This window comes from Bartonella sp. AA1HLJMS, assembly GCF_042197445.1.
GTDB lineage: Bacteria > Pseudomonadota > Alphaproteobacteria > Rhizobiales > Rhizobiaceae > Bartonella.
Map to the genome: position 1 here is coordinate 1 of NZ_JBHIRW010000005.1, position 19,213 is coordinate 19,213.

The 19,213-nt window shown below is 36.0% G+C and carries 18 protein-coding genes, 1 tRNA gene and 1 pseudogene; 10 read left to right on the plus strand and 10 right to left on the minus strand.

Features of this window, described 5'->3' with window-relative positions; all coding sequences use genetic code 11:
• Positions 1-120 (plus strand): DnaB-like helicase C-terminal domain-containing protein (locus ACFIQE_RS02660; protein ID WP_375707257.1); only part of this gene is annotated, 120 nt, incomplete at its 5' end.
• A gap of 225 nt (positions 121-345) precedes the next feature.
• On the opposite strand, the gene ACFIQE_RS02665 is transcribed toward ACFIQE_RS02660, so the two are convergent.
• A tRNA-Met gene (locus ACFIQE_RS02665) sits at positions 346-422 on the minus strand.
• A gap of 164 nt (positions 423-586) precedes the next feature.
• On the opposite strand from ACFIQE_RS02665, the gene ACFIQE_RS02670 reads away from it, so the two are divergent.
• Both ACFIQE_RS02670 and ACFIQE_RS02675 read left to right on the plus strand, forming a co-directional pair.
• Positions 587-1,543 carry a Gfo/Idh/MocA family protein gene (locus ACFIQE_RS02670; protein WP_375613400.1) on the plus strand — a complete coding sequence of 319 codons (957 nt, stop codon included), beginning with the start codon at positions 587-589 and terminating at the stop codon, positions 1,541-1,543.
• A 49-nt stretch (positions 1,544-1,592) separates the two neighbouring features.
• On the plus strand, positions 1,593-2,711 hold the full coding sequence (locus ACFIQE_RS02675) for a DegT/DnrJ/EryC1/StrS family aminotransferase (protein ID WP_375621391.1): 1,119 nt from the start codon (positions 1,593-1,595) through the stop codon (positions 2,709-2,711).
• Between the two features lie 324 nt (positions 2,712-3,035).
• On the opposite strand, the gene ACFIQE_RS02680 is transcribed toward ACFIQE_RS02675, so the two are convergent.
• The 3 genes from ACFIQE_RS02680 to ACFIQE_RS02690 all read right to left on the minus strand — a co-directional run bounded on the left by ACFIQE_RS02680 (position 3,036) and on the right by ACFIQE_RS02690 (position 4,302).
• The gene (locus tag ACFIQE_RS02680; RefSeq protein ID WP_375611955.1) at positions 3,036-3,302 is read right to left on the minus strand and encodes a hypothetical protein; all 267 of its coding nucleotides are present in this window, start codon (positions 3,300-3,302) and stop codon (positions 3,036-3,038) included.
• Complete coding sequence (locus ACFIQE_RS02685; RefSeq protein WP_375707245.1) at positions 3,292-3,552, minus strand: hypothetical protein; 261 nt, start codon at positions 3,550-3,552, stop codon at positions 3,292-3,294. The genes ACFIQE_RS02680 and ACFIQE_RS02685 overlap by 11 nt, the downstream gene beginning before the upstream one ends.
• 153 nt (positions 3,553-3,705) lie before the next feature.
• Entirely contained in the window at positions 3,706-4,302 is a 597-nt protein-coding gene (locus tag ACFIQE_RS02690; protein WP_375613340.1) for a DUF1134 domain-containing protein, read from the minus strand.
• A 214-nt stretch (positions 4,303-4,516) separates the two neighbouring features.
• Between ACFIQE_RS02690 and chpT the strand changes: the two genes are divergently transcribed.
• Positions 4,517-5,155 carry a histidine phosphotransferase ChpT gene (chpT, locus tag ACFIQE_RS02695; RefSeq protein ID WP_375621390.1) on the plus strand — a complete coding sequence of 213 codons (639 nt, stop codon included), beginning with the start codon at positions 4,517-4,519 and terminating at the stop codon, positions 5,153-5,155.
• A gap of 223 nt (positions 5,156-5,378) precedes the next feature.
• On the opposite strand, the gene ctrA is transcribed toward chpT, so the two are convergent.
• A complete protein-coding gene (gene ctrA / locus ACFIQE_RS02700) occupies positions 5,379-6,080 on the minus strand; it encodes a response regulator transcription factor CtrA (RefSeq protein ID WP_273790819.1) in 702 nt (233 codons plus the stop codon).
• A 564-nt stretch (positions 6,081-6,644) separates the two neighbouring features.
• Here ctrA and ACFIQE_RS02705 point away from each other — a divergent pair.
• Positions 6,645-7,031 carry a flagellar export protein FliJ gene (locus tag ACFIQE_RS02705; protein WP_375606932.1) on the plus strand — a complete coding sequence of 129 codons (387 nt, stop codon included), beginning with the start codon at positions 6,645-6,647 and terminating at the stop codon, positions 7,029-7,031.
• Between the two features lie 139 nt (positions 7,032-7,170).
• Here ACFIQE_RS02705 and ACFIQE_RS02710 read toward each other — a convergent pair whose 3' ends face one another.
• Entirely contained in the window at positions 7,171-7,446 is a 276-nt protein-coding gene (locus tag ACFIQE_RS02710; RefSeq protein ID WP_273790817.1) for a DUF1153 domain-containing protein, read from the minus strand.
• Between the two features lie 45 nt (positions 7,447-7,491).
• Here ACFIQE_RS02710 and ACFIQE_RS02715 point away from each other — a divergent pair, with 45 nt between their 5' ends.
• Both ACFIQE_RS02715 and mnmA read left to right on the plus strand, forming a co-directional pair.
• Entirely contained in the window at positions 7,492-7,704 is a 213-nt protein-coding gene (locus ACFIQE_RS02715) for a hypothetical protein (RefSeq protein ID WP_375621389.1), read from the plus strand.
• 131 nt (positions 7,705-7,835) lie between these two features.
• Positions 7,836-9,059, plus strand: coding sequence for a tRNA 2-thiouridine(34) synthase MnmA (mnmA, locus tag ACFIQE_RS02720; protein ID WP_375621388.1), 1,224 nt, complete (start codon positions 7,836-7,838; stop codon positions 9,057-9,059).
• 277 nt (positions 9,060-9,336) lie between these two features.
• On the opposite strand, the pseudogene ACFIQE_RS02725 reads toward mnmA, so the two are convergent.
• A pseudogene (locus ACFIQE_RS02725) lies at positions 9,337-10,146 on the minus strand (TrmH family RNA methyltransferase).
• Positions 10,147-10,913: 767 nt separating this feature from the next.
• Here ACFIQE_RS02725 and ACFIQE_RS02730 point away from each other — a divergent pair.
• Complete coding sequence (locus ACFIQE_RS02730) at positions 10,914-11,822, plus strand: cation diffusion facilitator family transporter (protein WP_375621387.1); 909 nt, start codon at positions 10,914-10,916, stop codon at positions 11,820-11,822.
• A 717-nt stretch (positions 11,823-12,539) separates the two neighbouring features.
• Here the strand turns inward: ACFIQE_RS02730 and ACFIQE_RS02735 are convergent.
• Positions 12,540-13,379: a DUF1460 domain-containing protein gene (locus tag ACFIQE_RS02735; protein ID WP_375611962.1), complete on the minus strand. Its 840-nt coding sequence runs from the start codon at positions 13,377-13,379 to the stop codon at positions 12,540-12,542.
• Positions 13,380-13,926: 547 nt separating this feature from the next.
• On the opposite strand from ACFIQE_RS02735, the gene ACFIQE_RS02740 reads away from it, so the two are divergent.
• Positions 13,927-15,147, plus strand: a complete 1,221-nt coding sequence (locus tag ACFIQE_RS02740) for an MFS transporter (protein ID WP_375707246.1) — start codon at positions 13,927-13,929, stop codon at positions 15,145-15,147.
• 869 nt (positions 15,148-16,016) lie between these two features.
• Here the strand turns inward: ACFIQE_RS02740 and carA are convergent.
• A complete protein-coding gene (carA, locus tag ACFIQE_RS02745) occupies positions 16,017-17,213 on the minus strand; it encodes a glutamine-hydrolyzing carbamoyl-phosphate synthase small subunit (protein ID WP_375707247.1) in 1,197 nt (398 codons plus the stop codon).
• Between the two features lie 235 nt (positions 17,214-17,448).
• On the opposite strand from carA, the gene ACFIQE_RS02750 reads away from it, so the two are divergent.
• Positions 17,449-17,946 carry a GatB/YqeY domain-containing protein gene (locus ACFIQE_RS02750; protein ID WP_375611965.1) on the plus strand — a complete coding sequence of 166 codons (498 nt, stop codon included), beginning with the start codon at positions 17,449-17,451 and terminating at the stop codon, positions 17,944-17,946.
• Between the two features lie 677 nt (positions 17,947-18,623).
• Here the strand turns inward: ACFIQE_RS02750 and ubiC are convergent.
• A complete protein-coding gene (gene ubiC / locus ACFIQE_RS02755) occupies positions 18,624-19,130 on the minus strand; it encodes a chorismate lyase (RefSeq protein WP_375621383.1) in 507 nt (168 codons plus the stop codon).
• Between the last annotated feature and the right edge of the window lie 83 nt (positions 19,131-19,213).

Below are 19,213 nucleotides of genomic sequence, written 5' to 3' on the forward strand. Positions count from 1 at the left end.
ATGGAGCAAGCCAAGGGTAAAGCCGAGGTTATTATAGCAAAACAACGCCATGGTCCGACAGGAATCGTTCCCCTTGCCTTTCAATCCGATTTTACACGCTTTAGTGATTTGGAAAAATAGGAGCAGAAAAATGCGTTAAAGAGAGCTTTAAATACCCTTTGAAAAGCATTTGAAGACCCTTTGAGAACATCTTTAAAACTCTTTGAGAAAAAATAAATTGGTACAAAACCTAGTGGCAAAATATACAAAACCCGCTGGCAAGCTACATTGGTACAAAACCTAGTGGCAAATTATACAAAACCTGCTGGCAAGCTACAGTAAGCTACACACACAATAAAAAAGTAATGGTAGCGGAGGAGGGATTTGAACCCCCGACACAAGGATTATGATTCCTCTGCTCTAACCTACTGAGCTACTCCGCCAAAATAAGCAATCATAATTGTCAATAATTACATCTTTTGCGGATATAAGGGGTAGAATAGTAAGATGTCAAGCATCGTTTTTAAGCTTTTCTCTTGTCATTCTATTTTATCCTCGATATGTAAAAGTGTAATTTTCATATGATAAAGTAAGGTAAGGCATGAAAATGGTGCCACGTGTAGCGGTTTTAGGATGCGGTCATTGGGGTGAAAATCATATACGGACACTCCACTCTCTCGGGGCTTTAGCAGCAGTTTCTGATATTGATAATGATCGTGCTGCTAGTTTTGCAACACTGTATGGTGTAGAGGTTGTTACACCAGATGATCTTTTTACTCATCGAGATATTGATGCGCTGGTATTAGCGTTGCCGCCACAATTGCATACGCAAAATGTGCTCCGTGCTGTTAAAAATGGTAAAGATGTTTTGGTGGAAAAACCAATAGCCTTGAATGTTTCTGATGCTAAACGCCAAGTTCAGGAGGCTGAGGCCTATGAGCGAGTTTTTATGGTGGGCCATATTTTGCGTTTTCATCCAGCTTTTGAAAAAATGTGTGAATTGGTGAAAAACGGAGATGTGGGAGATGTGCGATATATTTATTCTCATAGATTAGGCTTTGGAAAATTTCACACACACAGTGATGCTTTATGGGATCTTGCCCCTCATGATCTTTCAATGATTTTGGCGTTGACAGGATGTGAACCTTCCGAAATTCGCGGTGAGGGGGCTGCTGTCGTTGATCAGATTTCTGATTTTTCTCATATTCATATGATTTTTCCAAATGGTGTGCGTAGTCATCTTTTTACTTCACGCTTGAGTTCTTATCGTGAGAGGCGTTTAATTGTTGTTGGAACAAAGGCTATACTCGTTTTTGATGATATGGAACCGTGGAGTCGTAAATTGGCAATGCACCATTTTGCCGTTTGGAAAGAAAATCAAGAGTGGGCTTTTAGCATGGATGAGCTGAATTACATTGATGTTTGTGAAGATTTGCCGCTTACTTGCGAATTACGGCATTTCCTTCATTGTATTGAAACGCGTCAATCACCTCGTACAAATGGTGATGATGCTATTGCGGTTTTACGGATTTTAACAGCTGCTGATGTCAATTATAATAGATAAAAGAGATAGGTAGCGCTTTTGCATTCTTGTGATGATCAATGGAGTTAATATGCAATTCATCGACCTTGGGGCGCAGCGTGCGCGTATTGAAGATAAAATTAATTCTGCAATTGCGCATGTAGTCGCTAGTGGTAAGTATATTTTGGGGCCAAAAGTAACAGAATTTGAAGAGAAATTGGCAGAATATCTTGGCGTTAAACATGTGATTGCATGTGCTAATGGAACAGATGCTTTGAAGATGCCTCTTATGGCTAAAAATATTGGTCCAGGCGATGCTGTTTTTTGTCCTAGTTTTACATTTTCAGCAACGGCTGAAGTGGTTGCTTTGGTGGGGGCTAAACCTGTTTTTGTTGATGTTTTACCTGATACATTCAATATTGATGTTGAAAAACTTTCTCACGCTATCGAAATGGTAAAAAAAGAGGGACGTCTAAAGCCAAAAGCTATTATTGCCGTTGATTTATTTGGACTTTCTGCTGACTATGTGCAAATTGCTCAAGTGGCTGCAAAGGAAAATCTTTTTGTAATTGAAGATGCTGCTCAATCTATGGGGGGGAGAAGCGGTAATACTATGTGTGGTGCTTTTGGTGATGTGGCTGCTACAAGTTTTTATCCTGCAAAACCATTAGGATGTTATGGCGATGGAGGCGCTATGATGACCAATGATGATCATTTTGCAGAACTTTTACGCTCTATTTTGTTTCATGGTAAAGGTGAAACGCAATATGACAATGTACGTATTGGTATGAATTCGCGCCTAGATAGCATTCAGGCTGCAATTTTACTAGAAAAGTTTGCGATTTTTGAAGATGAAATGGAAAAGCGTGTGGAAATTGCTCAACGCTATTCCAATGGCTTAAGAGATATTGTTACAGTTCCAGAAATAGGAGAAAATATTCGTTCTGCTTATGCACAATATACGATTAAGGTAAAAGAGCGGGATAAATTAAAAGATTTTTTACAAAAAAATTCTGTCCCTACAATGATTTATTATAAAACTCCTTTACATCAACAGCCAGCTTATAAACACTTCCCTTATGTAAAAGATTCCCTTTCTGTTTCAGAGTCTTTAGGAGAGTGTGTTTTAAGTTTACCAATGCATCCTTACTTGACACAAACGGATCAGGATATGATTATCAAAAAAATAAGAGATTTTTATCACTCTTGAGAGCGTGTTTTTATCCTTAAAATTATGGTCAAAGCTCTATTGGTGATCCATCTTAGAAGGTATTTTTTGTTAAAGTGTGTGGCCAATATTTTGGTATTATTTCCTTTCTAGTACCTATGAAATGTTGTCCTTTAGAGCGGTGATATGATTAGAAAGTGAAGCTTCTAGACAAGAAGATATTTTTTAACAGAACGGTATGGGCTAAGAAACTTTGTCCTTTAGCTTAGCAAAAAAGTCACGTTTAGTAAAAAGGATTTGGGTTACGAACGTGACAATGAACCTTTGTTGATTTTACTCTTCATTTAAGGTGTTTTAAAAGATAACTTATTTAACAGGGCTTTTGGAGAGAAAAGTTATTTTTTGGCGAATACGTGATGCTAGGTCATTTTTGCTTTTGGATTTTTGAATCAATGTGTTGATGGGTGATGTATTCCCCTCTTGTAGCGCTATTTGAGCTGCCAATGTTGCTGCAAGTTCTTTTGTTTCTTCTCGGAGTTCTTCTAGCAATTGGTGGTTAGCGGTCGTGTCCAGCTCATGAGTTTGGATTTTTTGTAAGCGTTGCTGATAGTGTGCGACTTTTTCACGCATCATTTGTCTTTCCTTTGGAAGTGTGTAGTGTGGCGATATTTTGTTTGATTGCTATCGCTTCTTTGGTGAGAGTATCTTTTGTGGGGAGGCATAGCCGATAAAATTGTTCTGTTACTTGGCTCAGTTGTATTTTTTGTTGGACATATTTTTTTTGCAAAAATTCGTACTTTTGTTGGTTGTTTGCTAATTCTACAGCATGTTGTGCACGAAGAAAATCGTGATTTGCTTCTATTTCCGCGAGTGATAATGGCATTTTCGCACAAACATCTTTATACGCAAAATGAACGGCTTTACGCCAAATAAAAGGAGATAAAAGCACCAGTAACCAGGAAGTGAAAGCAACTCCAAGTATAAAAAAAAGAAATGATTGAATAAGCATAATACCCCTTTTCAAATAAGAAACCGTTTAAAACGGATTCCATGTCGGTCTATGTGTTAATTTTAAATATCCTATATTGATACCAAGGCGTGCGCCGACTCCTGTACGTATTGGGATTAACAAGGTATTATGGTATTTTAGGACATGAAAACCAACACCTGCAATTAAATAGGCCGAACCTGAAATACCACCATAGCGTCTCCATAAATTATTTATGCCATTAAGATTGTAAACTAAGATCATTAAACGGGAGCCTTGGCCGCCAAAATCCCATCCTACTGAGGGACCTTGCCAAAAAACTTTATGTTGACCATAGCTTTTGGTAAAAACCATTCCTTCGCCATAGGTTAATCCAGCAAAAAAGGCACCAGAAGCTTCTTCTCCTAAAATATAGGCATTGGGATAACCGTATTTTGAAAAAATATTTTGAATTGCAACAGCCAGACCACTGGCTGTTTTTCCAAAAAAAATATGACCAGAATCAATAATTTCTTGGAGTGAATAATGAGGTTCGTTTTGCTCTATTGGTTTTAGTCGAGCTTGTGTAGTGTTTATGGTGATGAATAAAAGGAAGATTAAAGATATAATATTTTTGTACCAGTATTTGAGCAGAGAGAGAGCCATGGAGTTTTCTCCTTTTATTAGTGATAAACAAAAAGATAATATTAGAATTTTCATTCTATTCAAATAAAAAATAAGATATAAGGTTATTTAAATTCTTGAATTTATTTCTGAATTTTTTAGCATGATTGTTAATGTTTCCTATTATGCATCAGATGTTAAGAGTTTTTCTTTAAAATAAATTTTGTTTTTTTGAATCTAGGAGTTTTCAATCATTATGACGTTAGATATTTCTTTGAAGCCTATGGATCTTGCTGCTTTGCTTTGTAGTCGTATTTGCCATGATTTGATTTCACCTGTGGGGGCTATTCAAAATGCAATGGAGCTTTATGATGAAGGAGGAGCTGAAGAAGATGCTTTACAATTGGTGCGTTTATCCGTTGCGAGTGCTGCTGCACGTCTACAATTTGCGCGATTGGCTTTTGGTTTTGCTGGTGCAAGTGGAGGACAAATAGATACACGGGCTGCAGAGCAGGTTGCTCAACAATATATGAAAGAAGAAAAAGCAACGTTAAAATGGCAAGCTTCTTCTTTATTGTTAGAAAAAGATGAAGTTAAACTTTTGCTTAATTTATTATTGATTGCAAACGCAACAGTTTCTCGTGGTGGTGAAATTGTTGTTATGATTTTGCAAGAAGAAAATAAACGTTCTTTTCGATTTGAGGTTTTCGGTAGAACTCTCCGTATACCCCCTCATTTTCTTGCGTTATTTCGTGGAGAAGTTCAAGAAGAGCTTATTGATGCACATGTCATCCAATTTTATTACACAATGTTACTTGCTCAGATGACAGAGATGAAAATAAATATTGATGAAAGTGATGGTTGTATTGTTTTAGAAAGTGTAAAAAAGCTTTGAATAAGAGAGAAGCGCTTAAGCTGTGTTGGGAAAAGTGGCTTCGATTGAACTTATGAGCGATAAGGTTATATGTGTAAATTGGGTGTGGTTACTTCTTAAGCTTTAAGCGCTTTCTATATGAGATTTTTAGTGCGCGAGTTCTCTACTTTTAATAGAGAAAAGATCCCGGGAAAAAATCTCGGCCCGCTACACTCCGAGATTTTACAATGTGCATGTTCACTGCTTAAGCGGTTTTTCGTACGTTCTCTTCAACTGGATCACGTAATACATAACCACGTCCCCAAACTGTATCAATGTAATTTACACTGGAAGAGACTGCTTCCAATTTTTTCCGCAATTTACAAATAAAAACATCGATAATCTTTAGTTCTGGTTCATCCATTCCACCATAGAGATGATTGAGAAACATTTCCTTGGTAAGGGTGGTACCTTTGCGTAAAGAGAGAAGCTCTAACATTTGGTATTCTTTACCGGTTAAGTGAACAGGGCGCCCTGCAACTTCGACAGTTTTTGTGTCAAGGTTAACGGTGAGATCCCCGGTAACAATAACCGATTGTGCATGTCCTTTTGAACGACGAACAACTGCATGGATACGTGCAATGAGCTCATCCTTATGAAAAGGCTTCGTCATATAGTCGTCTGCTCCAAAGCCAAAACCACGAACCTTGTCTTCAATGGCATTCATACCAGAAAGGATTAGGACAGGAGTTTTTATTTTTGCCAACCTTAGAGTCCGCAAGACATCATACCCTGACATGTCAGGCAAATTCAGATCAAGCAAAATGATATCATAATCATAGAGTTTTCCTAAATCGATACCTTCTTCACCCAGATCAGTGATATAAACATTAAAGTTTGCCGACTTTAACATCAACTCAATGCTTTGAGTAACTGCTCTATCATCTTCAATTAATAATACGCGCATTTTAGATCCCTCACTTTGCTCCTTCACGAATCATAAGGAGCATTTCTATTTTATATCAGTTAGCAAAACCACTGTTATAAAAACAATTCATTAAATCAAACACTTATAAAAAAGCGTTTATGAACATTTCAGTAGTACGCGTAACAATCACTACTAAATTCCCCACTATCCATGATAGTGGTTAACAAAATATTTTTATTTTTGAAAGAGGCTACAAAATTATTTTAGAAAAATCTTATATTTTTTAACATAATAAAAAAGGAGGGCTTTTTCTATAAACTTTAACTTAAAAAAATTTGTAAAAGAGCTTTATAAATTACTTTTTTACAATTTCAGTGTTTATTTACTGAGCTTTAAACCTCTTCAGTTTATAATGGGGGGAAAAGTTAAAGAAATAGTTATTGCTCTTTAAAGCAGATTGTATTTTCAGATGCTTTAATGCAAGGCAAAAATTATTATAATTTCAAGTTAAGAGACTGTTTTTGTCGGATAGATATATAACTAAAAGATATTTATTGGGTGTGAATACGAGTTTTGAGTTGGCGCAATCAAGGAGTAGTGAGTATGAAGCCACGAGAAAATATGGTGCGATTGAGGATGTTTCAAGTGCGTGGAAAGCGCCGTGAAATTGCACAGCTTGAGATGATGATCGCAGAATTTGAACGAATGGTGTTAGAGTTGGAAGCACAGATTACTCATGAAGAACGTAAATCTGGAAACAATGATGTTCACCATTTTGCTTATTCTGCTTTTGCGCGTGCAGCGCGGCAAAGACGTGATAATCTGATCAATTCAATTCGTGATTTAGAACTTCAAAAAACAAATGCTGAAATTGCTCTCCATGAAGCTAATACAGAGCTGCAACGTGCACAGCTTTTGGAAGCACGAGAAAAGAAGATTGCTGCGGATGATAAGGATATTTTGATTCAATCTAATTCAATGGTTGGCTAATTTAATGGCTGGATGATAAAAGCAATTATTGAAAAATCCATTCTTTTAGGTTTATCTTTTGGATATAGTATAAAACAGCCAAACTTCTATCAAGTTTGGCTGTTTTATAGATTGCTTTATGTTATTAATCAATGGCAACTTAATGCCTATAGTGTTGAATCTTGGTCGTTCGTAATCCCGCTAAACCGTGTTCATCGATTAAACTTTGCCATGAAAGAAATTCTTCTACAGTCAAAGTATAACGGTGGCATGCTTCGTCAAGACTTAACAATCCACCTCTGACAGCCGCAACAACTTCAGCTTTGCGACGAATCACCCAGCGCCGTGTTGTTTGCGGCGGTAGGTCGGCAATTGTAAGCGGACTTCCATCTGGCCCAATAACATATTTCATTTGTGTTTTTATCAAGTTGCTCATTCGTATCCTCTACCTTTAGTCAAGGACTTGATTCGTTTATAGAGCATGAAATTTAAAAAAGAGCTAAAAGCGCTGAAAGAAAAAATTAATAAAGTGATTGGGTATGTAAAAGAAGCTCAAGTTGAAGTGTGTAGAAGAGATTCTTGCAATATTTTACCGGATTTTTCAAAAGAGAAAAAAGGTTTTCTCCTAAACGATTACCATTATGCCTTATTTCCATCATTCTTTTTTTGTTTGCAGCAGCTTTTAAGAAAGTAATGCCTATGGTTGTGGAAAGGATAAAAAAATAATATAAAGACAATCAATCGTGTAAAAGTGCTAAAGAGCGTGCATCAGAATGTCAACATATGGCTAGCCATTAAACAGAGCATTAAATAGAGAATGAATACATGTTTTTAAACAGTCTTGATTTACCAGGACAACCTGAGGATTCTCGCATTGTTGTTGCAATGTCGGGGGGGGTTGATTCATCGGTTGTTGCAGGTCTTTTGAAAAAGGAAGGGTATAATGTTATTGGCATTACGTTGCAGCTTTATGATCATGGGGAAGCAACGCATCGGGTGGGGGCGTGTTGTGCAGGACAAGATATTGAGGATGCACGCCGCGTTGCAGAAACATTAGGAATACCGCATTATGTTCTTGATTATGAAAAGCGCTTTCGCGAAGCTGTTATTGATCCTTTTGCAGAAAGTTATGCTCATGGAGAGACCCCAGTACCATGTATTGCATGTAATCAAACGGTTAAGTTTGCTGATTTATTAGCAACCGCACGCGAATTGGGGGCGGATGCTTTGGCTACGGGACATTATATTCGTTCGCGTTCCAACGGAGCGCATCGAGCACTCTTTCGTCCTCTCGATAATGATCGTGATCAGAGTTATTTTCTCTTTGCAACGACACAAGAACAGATTGATTATTTGCGTTTTCCACTTGGTGACCTTCCAAAAGCCCGCGTTCGTGAAATGGCAGCAGAAATGGGCTTTGTGGTTGCCAATAAGCATGATAGTCAGGATATTTGTTTTGTTCCACAAGGAAAATATTCAGATGTTATCGCAAAACTGCGTCCAGAAGCAGCTAATCCTGGCGTTATTGTCCATATTGATGGAAAGATTTTAGGTAAACATTCGGGAATTGTTAATTATACGGTTGGTCAACGTCGTGGTATTGGGGTGTCAACGGGTGAAGCGCTTTATGTAGTTTATCTCGATGTGGAAAATGCACGTGTTATTGTTGGACCGCGTGAAATGTTAGAAACGCATAAGCTTTTTTTACGTGATGTGAATTGGCTTGGTGATGAGTCGTTAGATAATTTCCCTTCTCAAGGTATTGAGGTGGCTGTAAAGGTGCGTTCAACGCGTCCTCCTCACCTTGCGCGCTTACATTATAAAGAAGGTATTTTTTCTGTTGATTTATTGGAATGTGAAAATGGTGTGGCACCAGGGCAAGCTTGCGTTCTTTATGATGGAAATGGTCATGAGGCGCGTATTCTTGGGGGAGGATTTGTAACACATTCAGAACGTGCAGCTGATACTGAAATGATGTTGAAGCGCGTTTTATGCAATCTCGAAACAAAAGATCCTGTTTCCTCAGAACTAAAAACAACAGCTTTATAAAGCATAGTAGATTGATTTATAATGATATTTTTTAATCTTAAACTTGAATGAGAGACTTCCGGAAGATTTTCTCATTGAAAGTTTGTTTTATGATTGAATCCATCAAAATTATATCTTCTGCACGTCATAAGCGGGGTTAGGGTGTGGAAAGTGATGAAAAAAATGTAAAAATGTTTTTTATCAATGCTTTCAAAGGCTAGGGAACGGCAATATTATTGGAGACTGGTAGATAACATACAACATTAGGTATGTTCTATAACTTGAAGTGTTATCATCTTTAGTGGTCAAAGTTGGTAAAATGAGCAAGTGCAATACCTGAGGCTGTGGCAACATTAAGGCTGTCAAAACCGTCAGTCATGGGAATACGTAAGGTGTTTGATTGTTTTAGTATGTGGAGTGGTAAGCCATCGCCTTCTGTTCCAAAAATAAGTGCTATTCTTTTGCTTTTGTTGGCTTGTTTGAGAGTGTGTGAGGCAGAAGGGGAGAGTGCATAAAGATGAAAGTTTTCATCGTTTAGAGCAGCTATAATGTCATCTATATCAGCGTTTTACGTATAGGGTACTTTTAAAGCAGCGCCGGCAGAAACTCTTATTGATTTGCGATAAAGTGGATCGCATGAGGTTTTGTCGACAATAATGCCATTACTGGCAAAGGCTGCTGCATTACGAAAAATTGATCCCATATTATCGTGATTTGAGATACCACATAAAACAAGAATCAAAGCTTTTTCTGGAAGATATTGTAAAAAACTTTGTAAGGATGGCAGTATTTTGCGTTTACCAATACCCAGAACACCACGATGAACATGGAAGCCGGTGATATTATCCATAACTTTTTGTGGAACGCAATAAATGGGACATAGGGGCTGTGTTTTTTCTAAAAGCGGTAGAAGTCCAGAGAGACGGTTTGCTACGATGAGCAGTGAGATGGCAGAAAACTCTTTCGAATGTAGTAATGCGGACAATGTTACTTTGCCTTCAGCAATAAATTGATGTTGCCGTCCAACAAGATCTTTTTCACGGATATTATGATAGGCTTTTAGGCGTGGATCATCTGTTTCATTGATTGTTATGATATTCAAATGCATGCGAGATTTTTAGTGCTTTTTTCTTATGATTTCCAGATGTTAGAATTTGTTTTATTTAAAAAGAAGAGATAAAAAAATATTTTTTAAAACTTATGGTAGAATTTGTATTGACAATATGCAACCATAGGTATAATGTAAAAATACTGATACGGAATCATATATTTTTTCTCGTATCGGGTGCAGTATCTTGGGTCCCCGCTATTTCCCAAGTTCTGTATGCCCTTAGTTTTTAAGGGAAAAGAATCTGGGTCCCCAATGCCCAGATTCTTTTTTTTTGAGGGTAATCATTGTTCTTCTTTTTATATCTAAATTTTTCAGTAAATCATATTTTAAAATCCTGTTGACCTGTAAAGTTACCGTAGAGTGCTAAGATATTTTTTCTAAGGTGCAAAGATGGCTTATAGATGGGTTATAATGCACATCATAAGACTGAAAAATAATGCATGATCATGATAGATTTGAGCAAAAACAAGTTTTTCGTTTATGAGAAGTGAGATGGCTTCAAGTTATTCAGAAAACGATTAATAATGAAGGTTATGTGTTTGATTGCTCTTGGGAAAGCTCTTTTTTCTATTATTTTCTCTCTTCTTTATTTATTGGTGCTGTTCGTGTAACTGAGCAGTTTTTACGATAATAATGGTGAGCTGAGGCGTTTATTGTATGATGAAGCTTCTGTAATATTGAGGAAAGATCGTCGTTATGCCAAAAGTATAATGATATGGTTGAAAATATTAATTCCCTATTTCGTGAAGAAAAGGATGAGGTTCATGGATGTAAAAATCAATATACAAAGCTTAACTTTATACTCTATTTTTATTGCGTGTATTGTTTTTGCTTTGAAATATTGGGCATATCACATCACAGATTCGGTTGCACTTTATTCTGATGCATTGGAATCAATCGTTAATATTCTTGCGTCATTGGCAGCATGGTGGGCTGTTAAAGTGAGTATGAAGCCAGCAGATCATGATCATCCCTTTGGGCATCATAAAGCGGAATATTTTTCCGCAATTCTTGAAGGGGTACTCATTATTATTGCGGCAATTGTTATTTTAAGAGAAGCATGGATAGCTCTTTCTACCGTTAAATTGTTGCAGAAACCTGGAATATGGCTTGTTATTCATCTTATTGCAACTGTCATAAACTGTATGTGGGGAATGGTTCTTATTGGGCAGGGAAAACTCCATCGCTCACCGGCTCTTAAAGCTGATGGAGTACATTTTATAACTGATGTTTTTACGTCGCTTGCAATTTTAATTGGTTTAATTGCCGGTTTTGTCGGAGGATGGGGAGCTTTAGATCCAATTTTAGCGATAATCGTTGCCGTTAATATTCTCTTACAGGGCTGGAAGGTGATTAGAAATGCTGTTCAGGGATTAATGGATGTTGGCGTTGAATTGAATGAAAGCATGCGGATTCGTGAGCTGATTTCTGCAAATGCATCGGGTGCGCTTGAGGTCCATGATTTGCGGACGCGTGTTGCTGGGAGGGTTACTTTTATAGAGTTTCATTTGGTTGTGCCTGCTATAATGCAGGTAGGAGAAGCACATAAAATTTGTGATAAAATTGAAGCTGTTCTTCAAAAAGAATTTGATAATGTGCGTATTTCTATTCATGTCGAGCCTGAAGATGAGGCAAAATTGCCTCCCGGTACAACGGTGATCCCTTTTATATAAAAAGATTTTTTCAAATGGGTTGTCATGTTACGAACATTAATTTTTTACGGTGTGGCAACTCATATCTCTTGAAAATACGATGATGCTCTTTTGTTGATTGTATTTTTGCATCAATAAAGGGGAAGATTAAACAGAGTCTCTTAAGGCAAGATTTATTCTGTTATCGTACACTGTCATTTAAGGTGTGGTGAGATAAGACCTATAAAATTTGATCTCTTAAGCATTTTTTGAGTGCGCGGTCAATGCCGAGCAGTAAGGCTTGCTGGTGGCGTTTAATTGAATTACATGAAATGGTTATCCGCTGAAATTGGCTTAAGAAGATGTATTGTTTACGGGGCTGTCAAGAATAGATCTCTTGTTTTTGAGGGCGAGAGGAAATAGAGCTTAATTATAAATTTTATATAAAATACTTTGTGAGACAATAATCATAACATACCTTATTTTACTTATGCTTGCAAAAAAATATTTTTTATATTCATAAAGATTAGAATGGCGGTGGTCTATAGATAATTCTTAGCTCGAGCATATGAAAAGAAAGTATGATACAAGAAATAACAGAGTTTTGCTTGCCTTCAGCCTTCAGTCAGTAAAGGTAATTATAACCGCCATTCTTCAAATATGATTTTATCCGTGTAGATTATACAAAGTTAGACGTTTATCTGAATAGCTTCAGTATATCTAGTAAGAATAGAAAAGCTATTTCATATCGCTATGATGTTATTCAAGGGCTCTTAAAACGACGATTCCTGGTGTTTTTGCAACATAATCCATAAAAGGGGTATCGACGACTTTTTCATTTTCTTTGTGTGAAGGAGCATGTCGTAACATCGGCCCTTTATCTGTCATGATAAAGAAACTCACATGTGTTACATCCAATCCAGCAAGTTTTGCATAAATACCAATGAAATCCCCTGATTTTAAACGGCTTATAACCTCTTCATTAATAAAGTTACTTGGAATATACGTTATTGTGCGTTTCACAACTGGAAGTCCAGGAAGATAGCTTTCACCATCAGCTTTTTTGTTGAGATATTTTTCTATTTTTACCGCATGGGGACTTATTTCAGCGGTAATATCAGTGGCGAGTTTATATTCTCTATAAGCCCAATCCGTAAAAAAATGTTTCCGATTTAAAAAATCAACATTACCGTTAATATAACGCGTTTTTATGACGTTATTTATGAATTCTGTTTGGGATGTTGATTTGCGCAATGCTTCAACATAATCCATACAAGTGAAGTTATCTAAGCTTCTAAAATCAATAATCAGTTTTTCTGGTGTATTTTCTGAGCCATGTAACATATTAGCTTTGTAAGGTGTTCCTAAAAAAGCTTCAGAAAGAAAGTCAATCACGGCTCCTTTTTCGTGATCATTTATTTCTGAACGCTTTTTGAGAAGAGCATTTAATTTATTTAAAGTATAGGGATCTAGCTCTACGCTGGTTGTTTGTTGTGTTTCTATTTTATTTTCTATCCCCCCCTCTTGTGAATAAGAATTTTGGACATCACGTCCTATCACTAGCATTAAAGTGAGAATTAATAGGGATATTTTTTGCATTTTACACACCATTTTTAAATTTAACAATTCACGGACAACACGTACTAAAAGAACTGTTTTCTCATGCTTATTAGATTTTAATGTAATAATAACATATAATATTGATTGATTCAATAAATATAATCAGTTTTTACAGTATTAATATATTTTACGATGATTATTAAATATTTAAATTATTATATGGCATTGATTTATCTAATAGAGTTGATGTTTTAAAAATTAGCAGTATGATAAGTTGTAATAATGTATTATAAAATTAATCATAATATCTATCAAATTATTTTGATATTCTGTGTCTTACGATGAATTGTTAATGATTTATTCTCATAAGTATTTTTTTCATTTAATATAAAAGATATTTTTTATACATTGATAATGATATATCAAGTAAAAAATAATTTTATATTTTTATCTTGACTCTTTTTGTAATTTTTAATTTGTTATTATTTCATATATGAAAAGTATACAGCATAGAATACTTTTAAAATGAAAAGGGAATTAAAAGAGAGCGGGGGAGTCATTGTATGCGTAAAATAGTGTGTATGTTATGCAAGACCAAATGCTCAATCCGAAATTTGTTCAGCGTGGGCTCATTTTAGTGTTTATCACTTTATTGTTAGATATTCTTTGTATTGCGATCATTTGTCCTGTTTTGCCTGAATATTTTTCTCAATTAACTGGAAAAGAGGTCAGTACATCTTTTGTAGAAAGAGGAAAATTACTTGCAGCTTATTCAGTGATGCAGTTTTTGTTTGCTCCTGTTATTGGCAATCTCTCTGATCGTTATGGTCGTCGTCCTATTTTGCTTCTCTCTATTATTTGCTTTGCTCTTGATAATCTCATATGTGCTATAGCATGGAGCTATTCTATGTTATTTATCGGGCGTCTTTTGTCAGGGATAAGTGGCGCTAGTTTTGCAACTTGTACAGCTTATCTTGCGGATATATCTGATGATAAAACCCGTACACGCAATTTTGGTCTGTTAGGCATTGCATCCGCATTGGGGGTTATTTTAGGATCGTTTATTGGTGGTTTTTTAGGTCAGTTTGGTCCGCGTATTCCGTTTTATTTTGCTGTTGGTTTTTCACTCATTAATTTTATTTTTTCTTGGGTTATGCTTCCAGAAACCCTTTCTTTATGGAATAGGCGCTTTTTTGATATTAAGCGGGCAAATCCCTTAGGTGCTTTTTGGCATCTGAAACAATACCCGATGGTTCTTTGGGTGTTATTGGTCTTTTTTCTTTATTGGTTTGCGGAATCTGTATGGTTAAGCATTTGGGCTTTCATTGCAAAAGAACGCTATGATTGGAGTTCTTTTTCTATTGGACTCTCCTATAGTGTTTTTGGGATAGGCCAATTTATTGTAGTCGCTCTCATTTTGCCTTATTTTTCTAAACGATGGAGTGATTGGCATATTGTTATAGTAGGGCTTTTGTTTGCCTCTGTTGCTATGCTGGGTTATACATTTGCGACGCAGGGGTGGATGGTTTATATGGTTTGTGTGTGTACTATGCTTGAGTATCTTGTTCATGCACCTATACGTGCTATTGCTTCAGCGCAGGTACCGACAAATGTACAAGGAGAACTGCAAGGAGCGATGACATCTGTTATTTCGTTGAGTTTAACATTTGGTTCTGTTTTTTATGTGTTTCTTTTTGAATGTTTTACAGATAAAAATGCACTGTTTTATTTTTCTGGTGCTCCTTTTGTTGGAGGCTTTTTTCTTCTTGTTGTTGCGACAGTTATTTTTGTCTTGCGGGTACGTTAATTTGTTGAGAGGGGCTGGTACGTACTATTTTGCTAGAGAATGCACAAGATAAACAAAATGTATCATTTTATAGGCAGAAAGTTTTTTGTGATATTTGTTTCACAAAGTGTTGTATAGAATATCGATATATCCTTCTCATTTAGTGAAAATAATTTTTTTATTTTGTGATATTGTTTGTATAGGGGAGACTGTATTTTTTCTATTGCTTGCAAATTAATATCCAGTGCTAATGTAGCAGCATATTGAAAAAAAAGATTAAAACGTATCTGAGTTAGATGTATCAGTATTGTATGAACAATTCCAAATTTTATATGGTAAATTGGAAGTAAAATATTGCTTATATTTGTTGGCATCATTTCTGGAATCGAAAGAAAACCTCATTTTGGAAGAATATAAAGTTGTAAAATTGAAAAGATGTTTTCTGTTTTGCGATTACTTTTTTATTCGACTTTACAGTTTTCAAAACCATCTACGGCAATATCTTTTAAAAAGTAGAGATTTGTTGCACTGTCTTACACTTTAATTTTTTTATTCTTTAGGAGGGATTATGTTTCTCATGCACAATAGAATGCTTAAAATTGTATTGTGAATCAAATGCTTATTTGAATATTAGGCACTTTACTCTTTTTAAAAATGGTTTTTATCGACCCACTTATCTTGCTTGGGGGGAGAAGCCAATGATTTTGATGGATACGACCTTAAGAGGAGAGGAATGAGAAAAATTTAAGCTATTCAGAGCGCTCTTTTTAGTTTTAGAATGATCAATAAGAATATTTATTCAATAAGTTGTAGGTATAAAAATAATATAATTGTGCGTAGGAAGATGATATAATTTAAAGGAGAGAAGTTAAAAGGTGATGCTTTTTATTTTAAGATATTTTTTTATAATTCATAATGAGATCACTAAAATGCTGAAAGAGGTAGTGGCTATCTTGTGGTCCCGGAGAAGCTTCAGGGTGATATTGAACAGAAAAAACAGGTTTTCCAATGATTCGAATACCACAGTTTGAGCCATCAAAGAGAGAAATATGTGTTTCTTGAACATGTTGTGGTAAAGAGGAAGAATCTACGGCAAAACCGTGATTCATCGATACAATCTCAACTTTTCCAGTGTTAAGGTCTTTAACTGGGTGGTTGGCACCATGATGTCCTTGGTGCATTTTCACGGTCTTTGCACCAACCGTAAGAGCGAGAAGTTGATGACCAAGACATATTCCAAAAATTGGTAAATTATAATCAATTAATGTTTTGATTGTTGGAATGGCATATTGAGCCGTAGCTGCGGGGTCTCCTGGTCCATTAGAAAGAAAAACGCCATCAGGGTTCATTGCCAGAATTTCTTTTGCAGTTGTGTGGGCAGGCACAACAGTAATGCGGGCTTTTTGTGTTGCCATAAGGCGAAGAATATTACGTTTAATACCGTAGTCAATTGCAATGATATGAAGATTGTGCACATTGTTTGTACCGTATCCTTTATTCCAACTCCATGGTTTTTCATCCCATTGCATTGATGATTGAGATGTCACATCTTTCGTAAGGTCAAGATTGACAAGACCTTGCCATTTTTGCGCACGTTTCTTTAAAGAAGGAATATCAAAGTTTCCATTAGCATCGTGTGCAATGACAGCATTTTGTGCACCTTTTTCACGAATAAGAATTGTGAGTGCACGTGTATCAATACCACAAAGTGCAATAATTTTACGCGTTTTAAGCCATTGATGAAGATTTTCATTGGATCGATAATTTGAGGGATGTGTAATGTCTGCTTTGAAAATAGCGCCAACAGCACCATGACAATTGAGAGGAGAGAGATCTTCAATATCTTCGCTATTTGCCCCTACATTTCCTATATGAGGAAAAGTAAAATTAACGATTTGTTGTGTGTATGACGGGTCTGTGAGGATTTCTTCATAGCCTGTGATGGCGGTGTTAAAACACACTTCAGCTTCAGCTATACCTGTAGCACCTGCTCCTTTGCCTTCAATAACGGTTCCATCTGCTAAGACTAAGAGGGCTGTAGGTTTTTTGATACTCCAAGGGTAGCTGGGTGAAGTCGCTTGTATCATAGTATGTATCCACAATTTATTCTAAAGGTATGATGGCTTATTCTCTGAAAGGTATAATGATCAACTTTACACAAAAATCATACCTTTAACAGATGCTGTGTATATTATTCTGGTAACGTTTCGCTTGAAATAGGCAGTATAAGTACATTCCATGAAGAGGTAAAGTCTTGTTTTAGCTTTTCGAAGATCGAGTCCTTAATTATTTTTTTATTCTCCATTGCAAGATGGATAAAGATTGGTTAAAAGGCATCTTCTTCTTGAACAAAAATTGGATAAATTTATGTTGCGTAACCAGATTGATGGGGCTCTTAGGGCTGCTTTGAAAGCGCAAGATAGTGCGCGTCTTGCTACACTTCGTTTAATGAATGCTGCAGTTAGGGATCGTGATATTCTTTATTATGATGAAGGGAAGCTAGAAGTGGATGATCAGCAGATACAGTCTGTTTTCACTAAAATGCTTCAACAGCGTGAAGAATTGATGCGAGCCTATAAAGAGTCTGGTTGCTTGGAATTGGCAGAGAGAGGACAAGCAGAAATAGAAGTTATTCGTGAATTTCTTCCCTATCAACTTAAGGAGATGGAAGTAGAACAGGTTCTTTGTGAAGCTTTGGCACAAACAAAGGCAGAAAAATTACGCGATATCGGTAAGGTGATGGCATGGCTTAAGGAACGGTATGCGGGGCAAATGAATTTTTCTAAAGTGTGCAATAGTCTTCGTCAAAAATTGCAATAGATCTTGTTAATTCAAGGGGATTGGAAAATATTTTTTATTGTGCGTCGCCTTTGTAAGTCAGTAGGATGTTGATAAATGTCATTTATCTTGTACATACATACTATTATCAAAAAAATAACTTTTTGATATCAACTAAACTTTTTCGGCTCTTATAGAGCAATGAAATATCTTTTATGTATTATATTTTCTGTTCTTCAAAGCTGTTAGACCATTAAAAAACAAAAAGATTATAGAGTTTTTACTTTTTTAAAAAGATCTATTGTCAGCACTGTTAAAAATTTTAAAACAGAATGATTAAGCTAATTGATACAGATTTCCAATTTTGGCGAGTGTATTATTGTCTTTTTTGCTGTTTCAAAGCATTTGTTTGATAAAGAGTTACCGTATTTTAGAGTAGTGATTATTCAGCAAGAAATTTAAATATAGATGGTTTTATCAATATGGTGTGTATCTTTTTAATTCAAGTGCTGGTTTTAATGATAAGAAAATCAGAATTTTAGAACGTTTTTTCTAGGGAAGAGATTTTTTAAGCTGAGTTGATGAAATAAAAGGATATTTTGAAAAGAAATCTTTGTTTTTAATGTGTTCTTGAGATAATTTTGAAATTCTTTTCTCTGATTAAATCCCTTATAAGCTATATGAAATCTATAAGTTATGCAGAATAAAATGAGTAACCTCTATTTGTGGGGATACAGTGGTGAATCTGTTAAAAATAGTTCAGTTAGCAACAATGGCTTACCCGTTAACCGCAAACGGGAACGGCGTGCCCATAGCGCACCTTGTTGACCAATATGAATGTAATCGCGGGTTAATTTGTCATTGTTAAATAAATAATGTCCTAGAGGTACAGTTCCCAAATGCATCAAGGCTTGATTGTGTAGGAGGGTTTCTTGTGGAATTACAGTGCGTCCAAGGAGCCAAGGTTTATTATCTCCCATTAATATGATTTCGCGTAGCCAATAACGCGCACTTTCGGGGAGATGCTCTGCTTCTTCTGTTAATTTATCTTGCGTAATAAAACATTCGCGTTGTGGTTGAACTTGGAGGCAGGTACAATATTTCTTTAATCGAAGCGTCATCGAGCCCGATTCCATGAGCCAATCGCGAACGTTTTCTGGTATTGGAGGATTTTGATCAGAAAACCACGTTAGAGGCGGTAAGATGGAATCTTCAAGATCAGACATCGTTTTACTCCACAGCTAAAGTCTTATTCCATATGTTATGTTGGGTTAAATAGATAGCTCTATTGTAATACAAGGAGTATAAA

What these genes read in the sequence shown, in the direction of transcription:
- ACFIQE_RS02670 (WP_375613400.1), top strand. Translation starts at nt 587, where the DNA reads ATGGTGCCACGTGTAGCGGTTTTAGGATGCGGTCATTGGGGTGAAAAT.
- ACFIQE_RS02675 (WP_375621391.1), top strand. Translation starts at nt 1,593, where the DNA reads ATGCAATTCATCGACCTTGGGGCGCAGCGTGCGCGTATTGAAGATAAA.
- ACFIQE_RS02680 (WP_375611955.1), bottom strand. Translation starts at nt 3,302, where the DNA reads ATGATGCGTGAAAAAGTCGCACACTATCAGCAACGCTTACAAAAAATC.
- ACFIQE_RS02685 (WP_375707245.1), bottom strand. Translation starts at nt 3,552, where the DNA reads ATGCCATTATCACTCGCGGAAATAGAAGCAAATCACGATTTTCTTCGT.
- ACFIQE_RS02690 (WP_375613340.1), bottom strand. Translation starts at nt 4,302, where the DNA reads ATGGCTCTCTCTCTGCTCAAATACTGGTACAAAAATATTATATCTTTA.
- chpT (WP_375621390.1), top strand. Translation starts at nt 4,517, where the DNA reads ATGACGTTAGATATTTCTTTGAAGCCTATGGATCTTGCTGCTTTGCTT.
- ctrA (WP_273790819.1), bottom strand. Translation starts at nt 6,080, where the DNA reads ATGCGCGTATTATTAATTGAAGATGATAGAGCAGTTACTCAAAGCATT.
- ACFIQE_RS02705 (WP_375606932.1), top strand. Translation starts at nt 6,645, where the DNA reads ATGAAGCCACGAGAAAATATGGTGCGATTGAGGATGTTTCAAGTGCGT.
- ACFIQE_RS02710 (WP_273790817.1), bottom strand. Translation starts at nt 7,446, where the DNA reads ATGAGCAACTTGATAAAAACACAAATGAAATATGTTATTGGGCCAGAT.
- ACFIQE_RS02715 (WP_375621389.1), top strand. Translation starts at nt 7,492, where the DNA reads ATGAAATTTAAAAAAGAGCTAAAAGCGCTGAAAGAAAAAATTAATAAA.
- mnmA (WP_375621388.1), top strand. Translation starts at nt 7,836, where the DNA reads ATGTTTTTAAACAGTCTTGATTTACCAGGACAACCTGAGGATTCTCGC.
- ACFIQE_RS02730 (WP_375621387.1), top strand. Translation starts at nt 10,914, where the DNA reads ATGGATGTAAAAATCAATATACAAAGCTTAACTTTATACTCTATTTTT.
- ACFIQE_RS02735 (WP_375611962.1), bottom strand. Translation starts at nt 13,379, where the DNA reads ATGCAAAAAATATCCCTATTAATTCTCACTTTAATGCTAGTGATAGGA.
- ACFIQE_RS02740 (WP_375707246.1), top strand. Translation starts at nt 13,927, where the DNA reads ATGCAAGACCAAATGCTCAATCCGAAATTTGTTCAGCGTGGGCTCATT.
- carA (WP_375707247.1), bottom strand. Translation starts at nt 17,213, where the DNA reads ATGATACAAGCGACTTCACCCAGCTACCCTTGGAGTATCAAAAAACCT.
- ubiC (WP_375621383.1), bottom strand. Translation starts at nt 19,130, where the DNA reads ATGTCTGATCTTGAAGATTCCATCTTACCGCCTCTAACGTGGTTTTCT.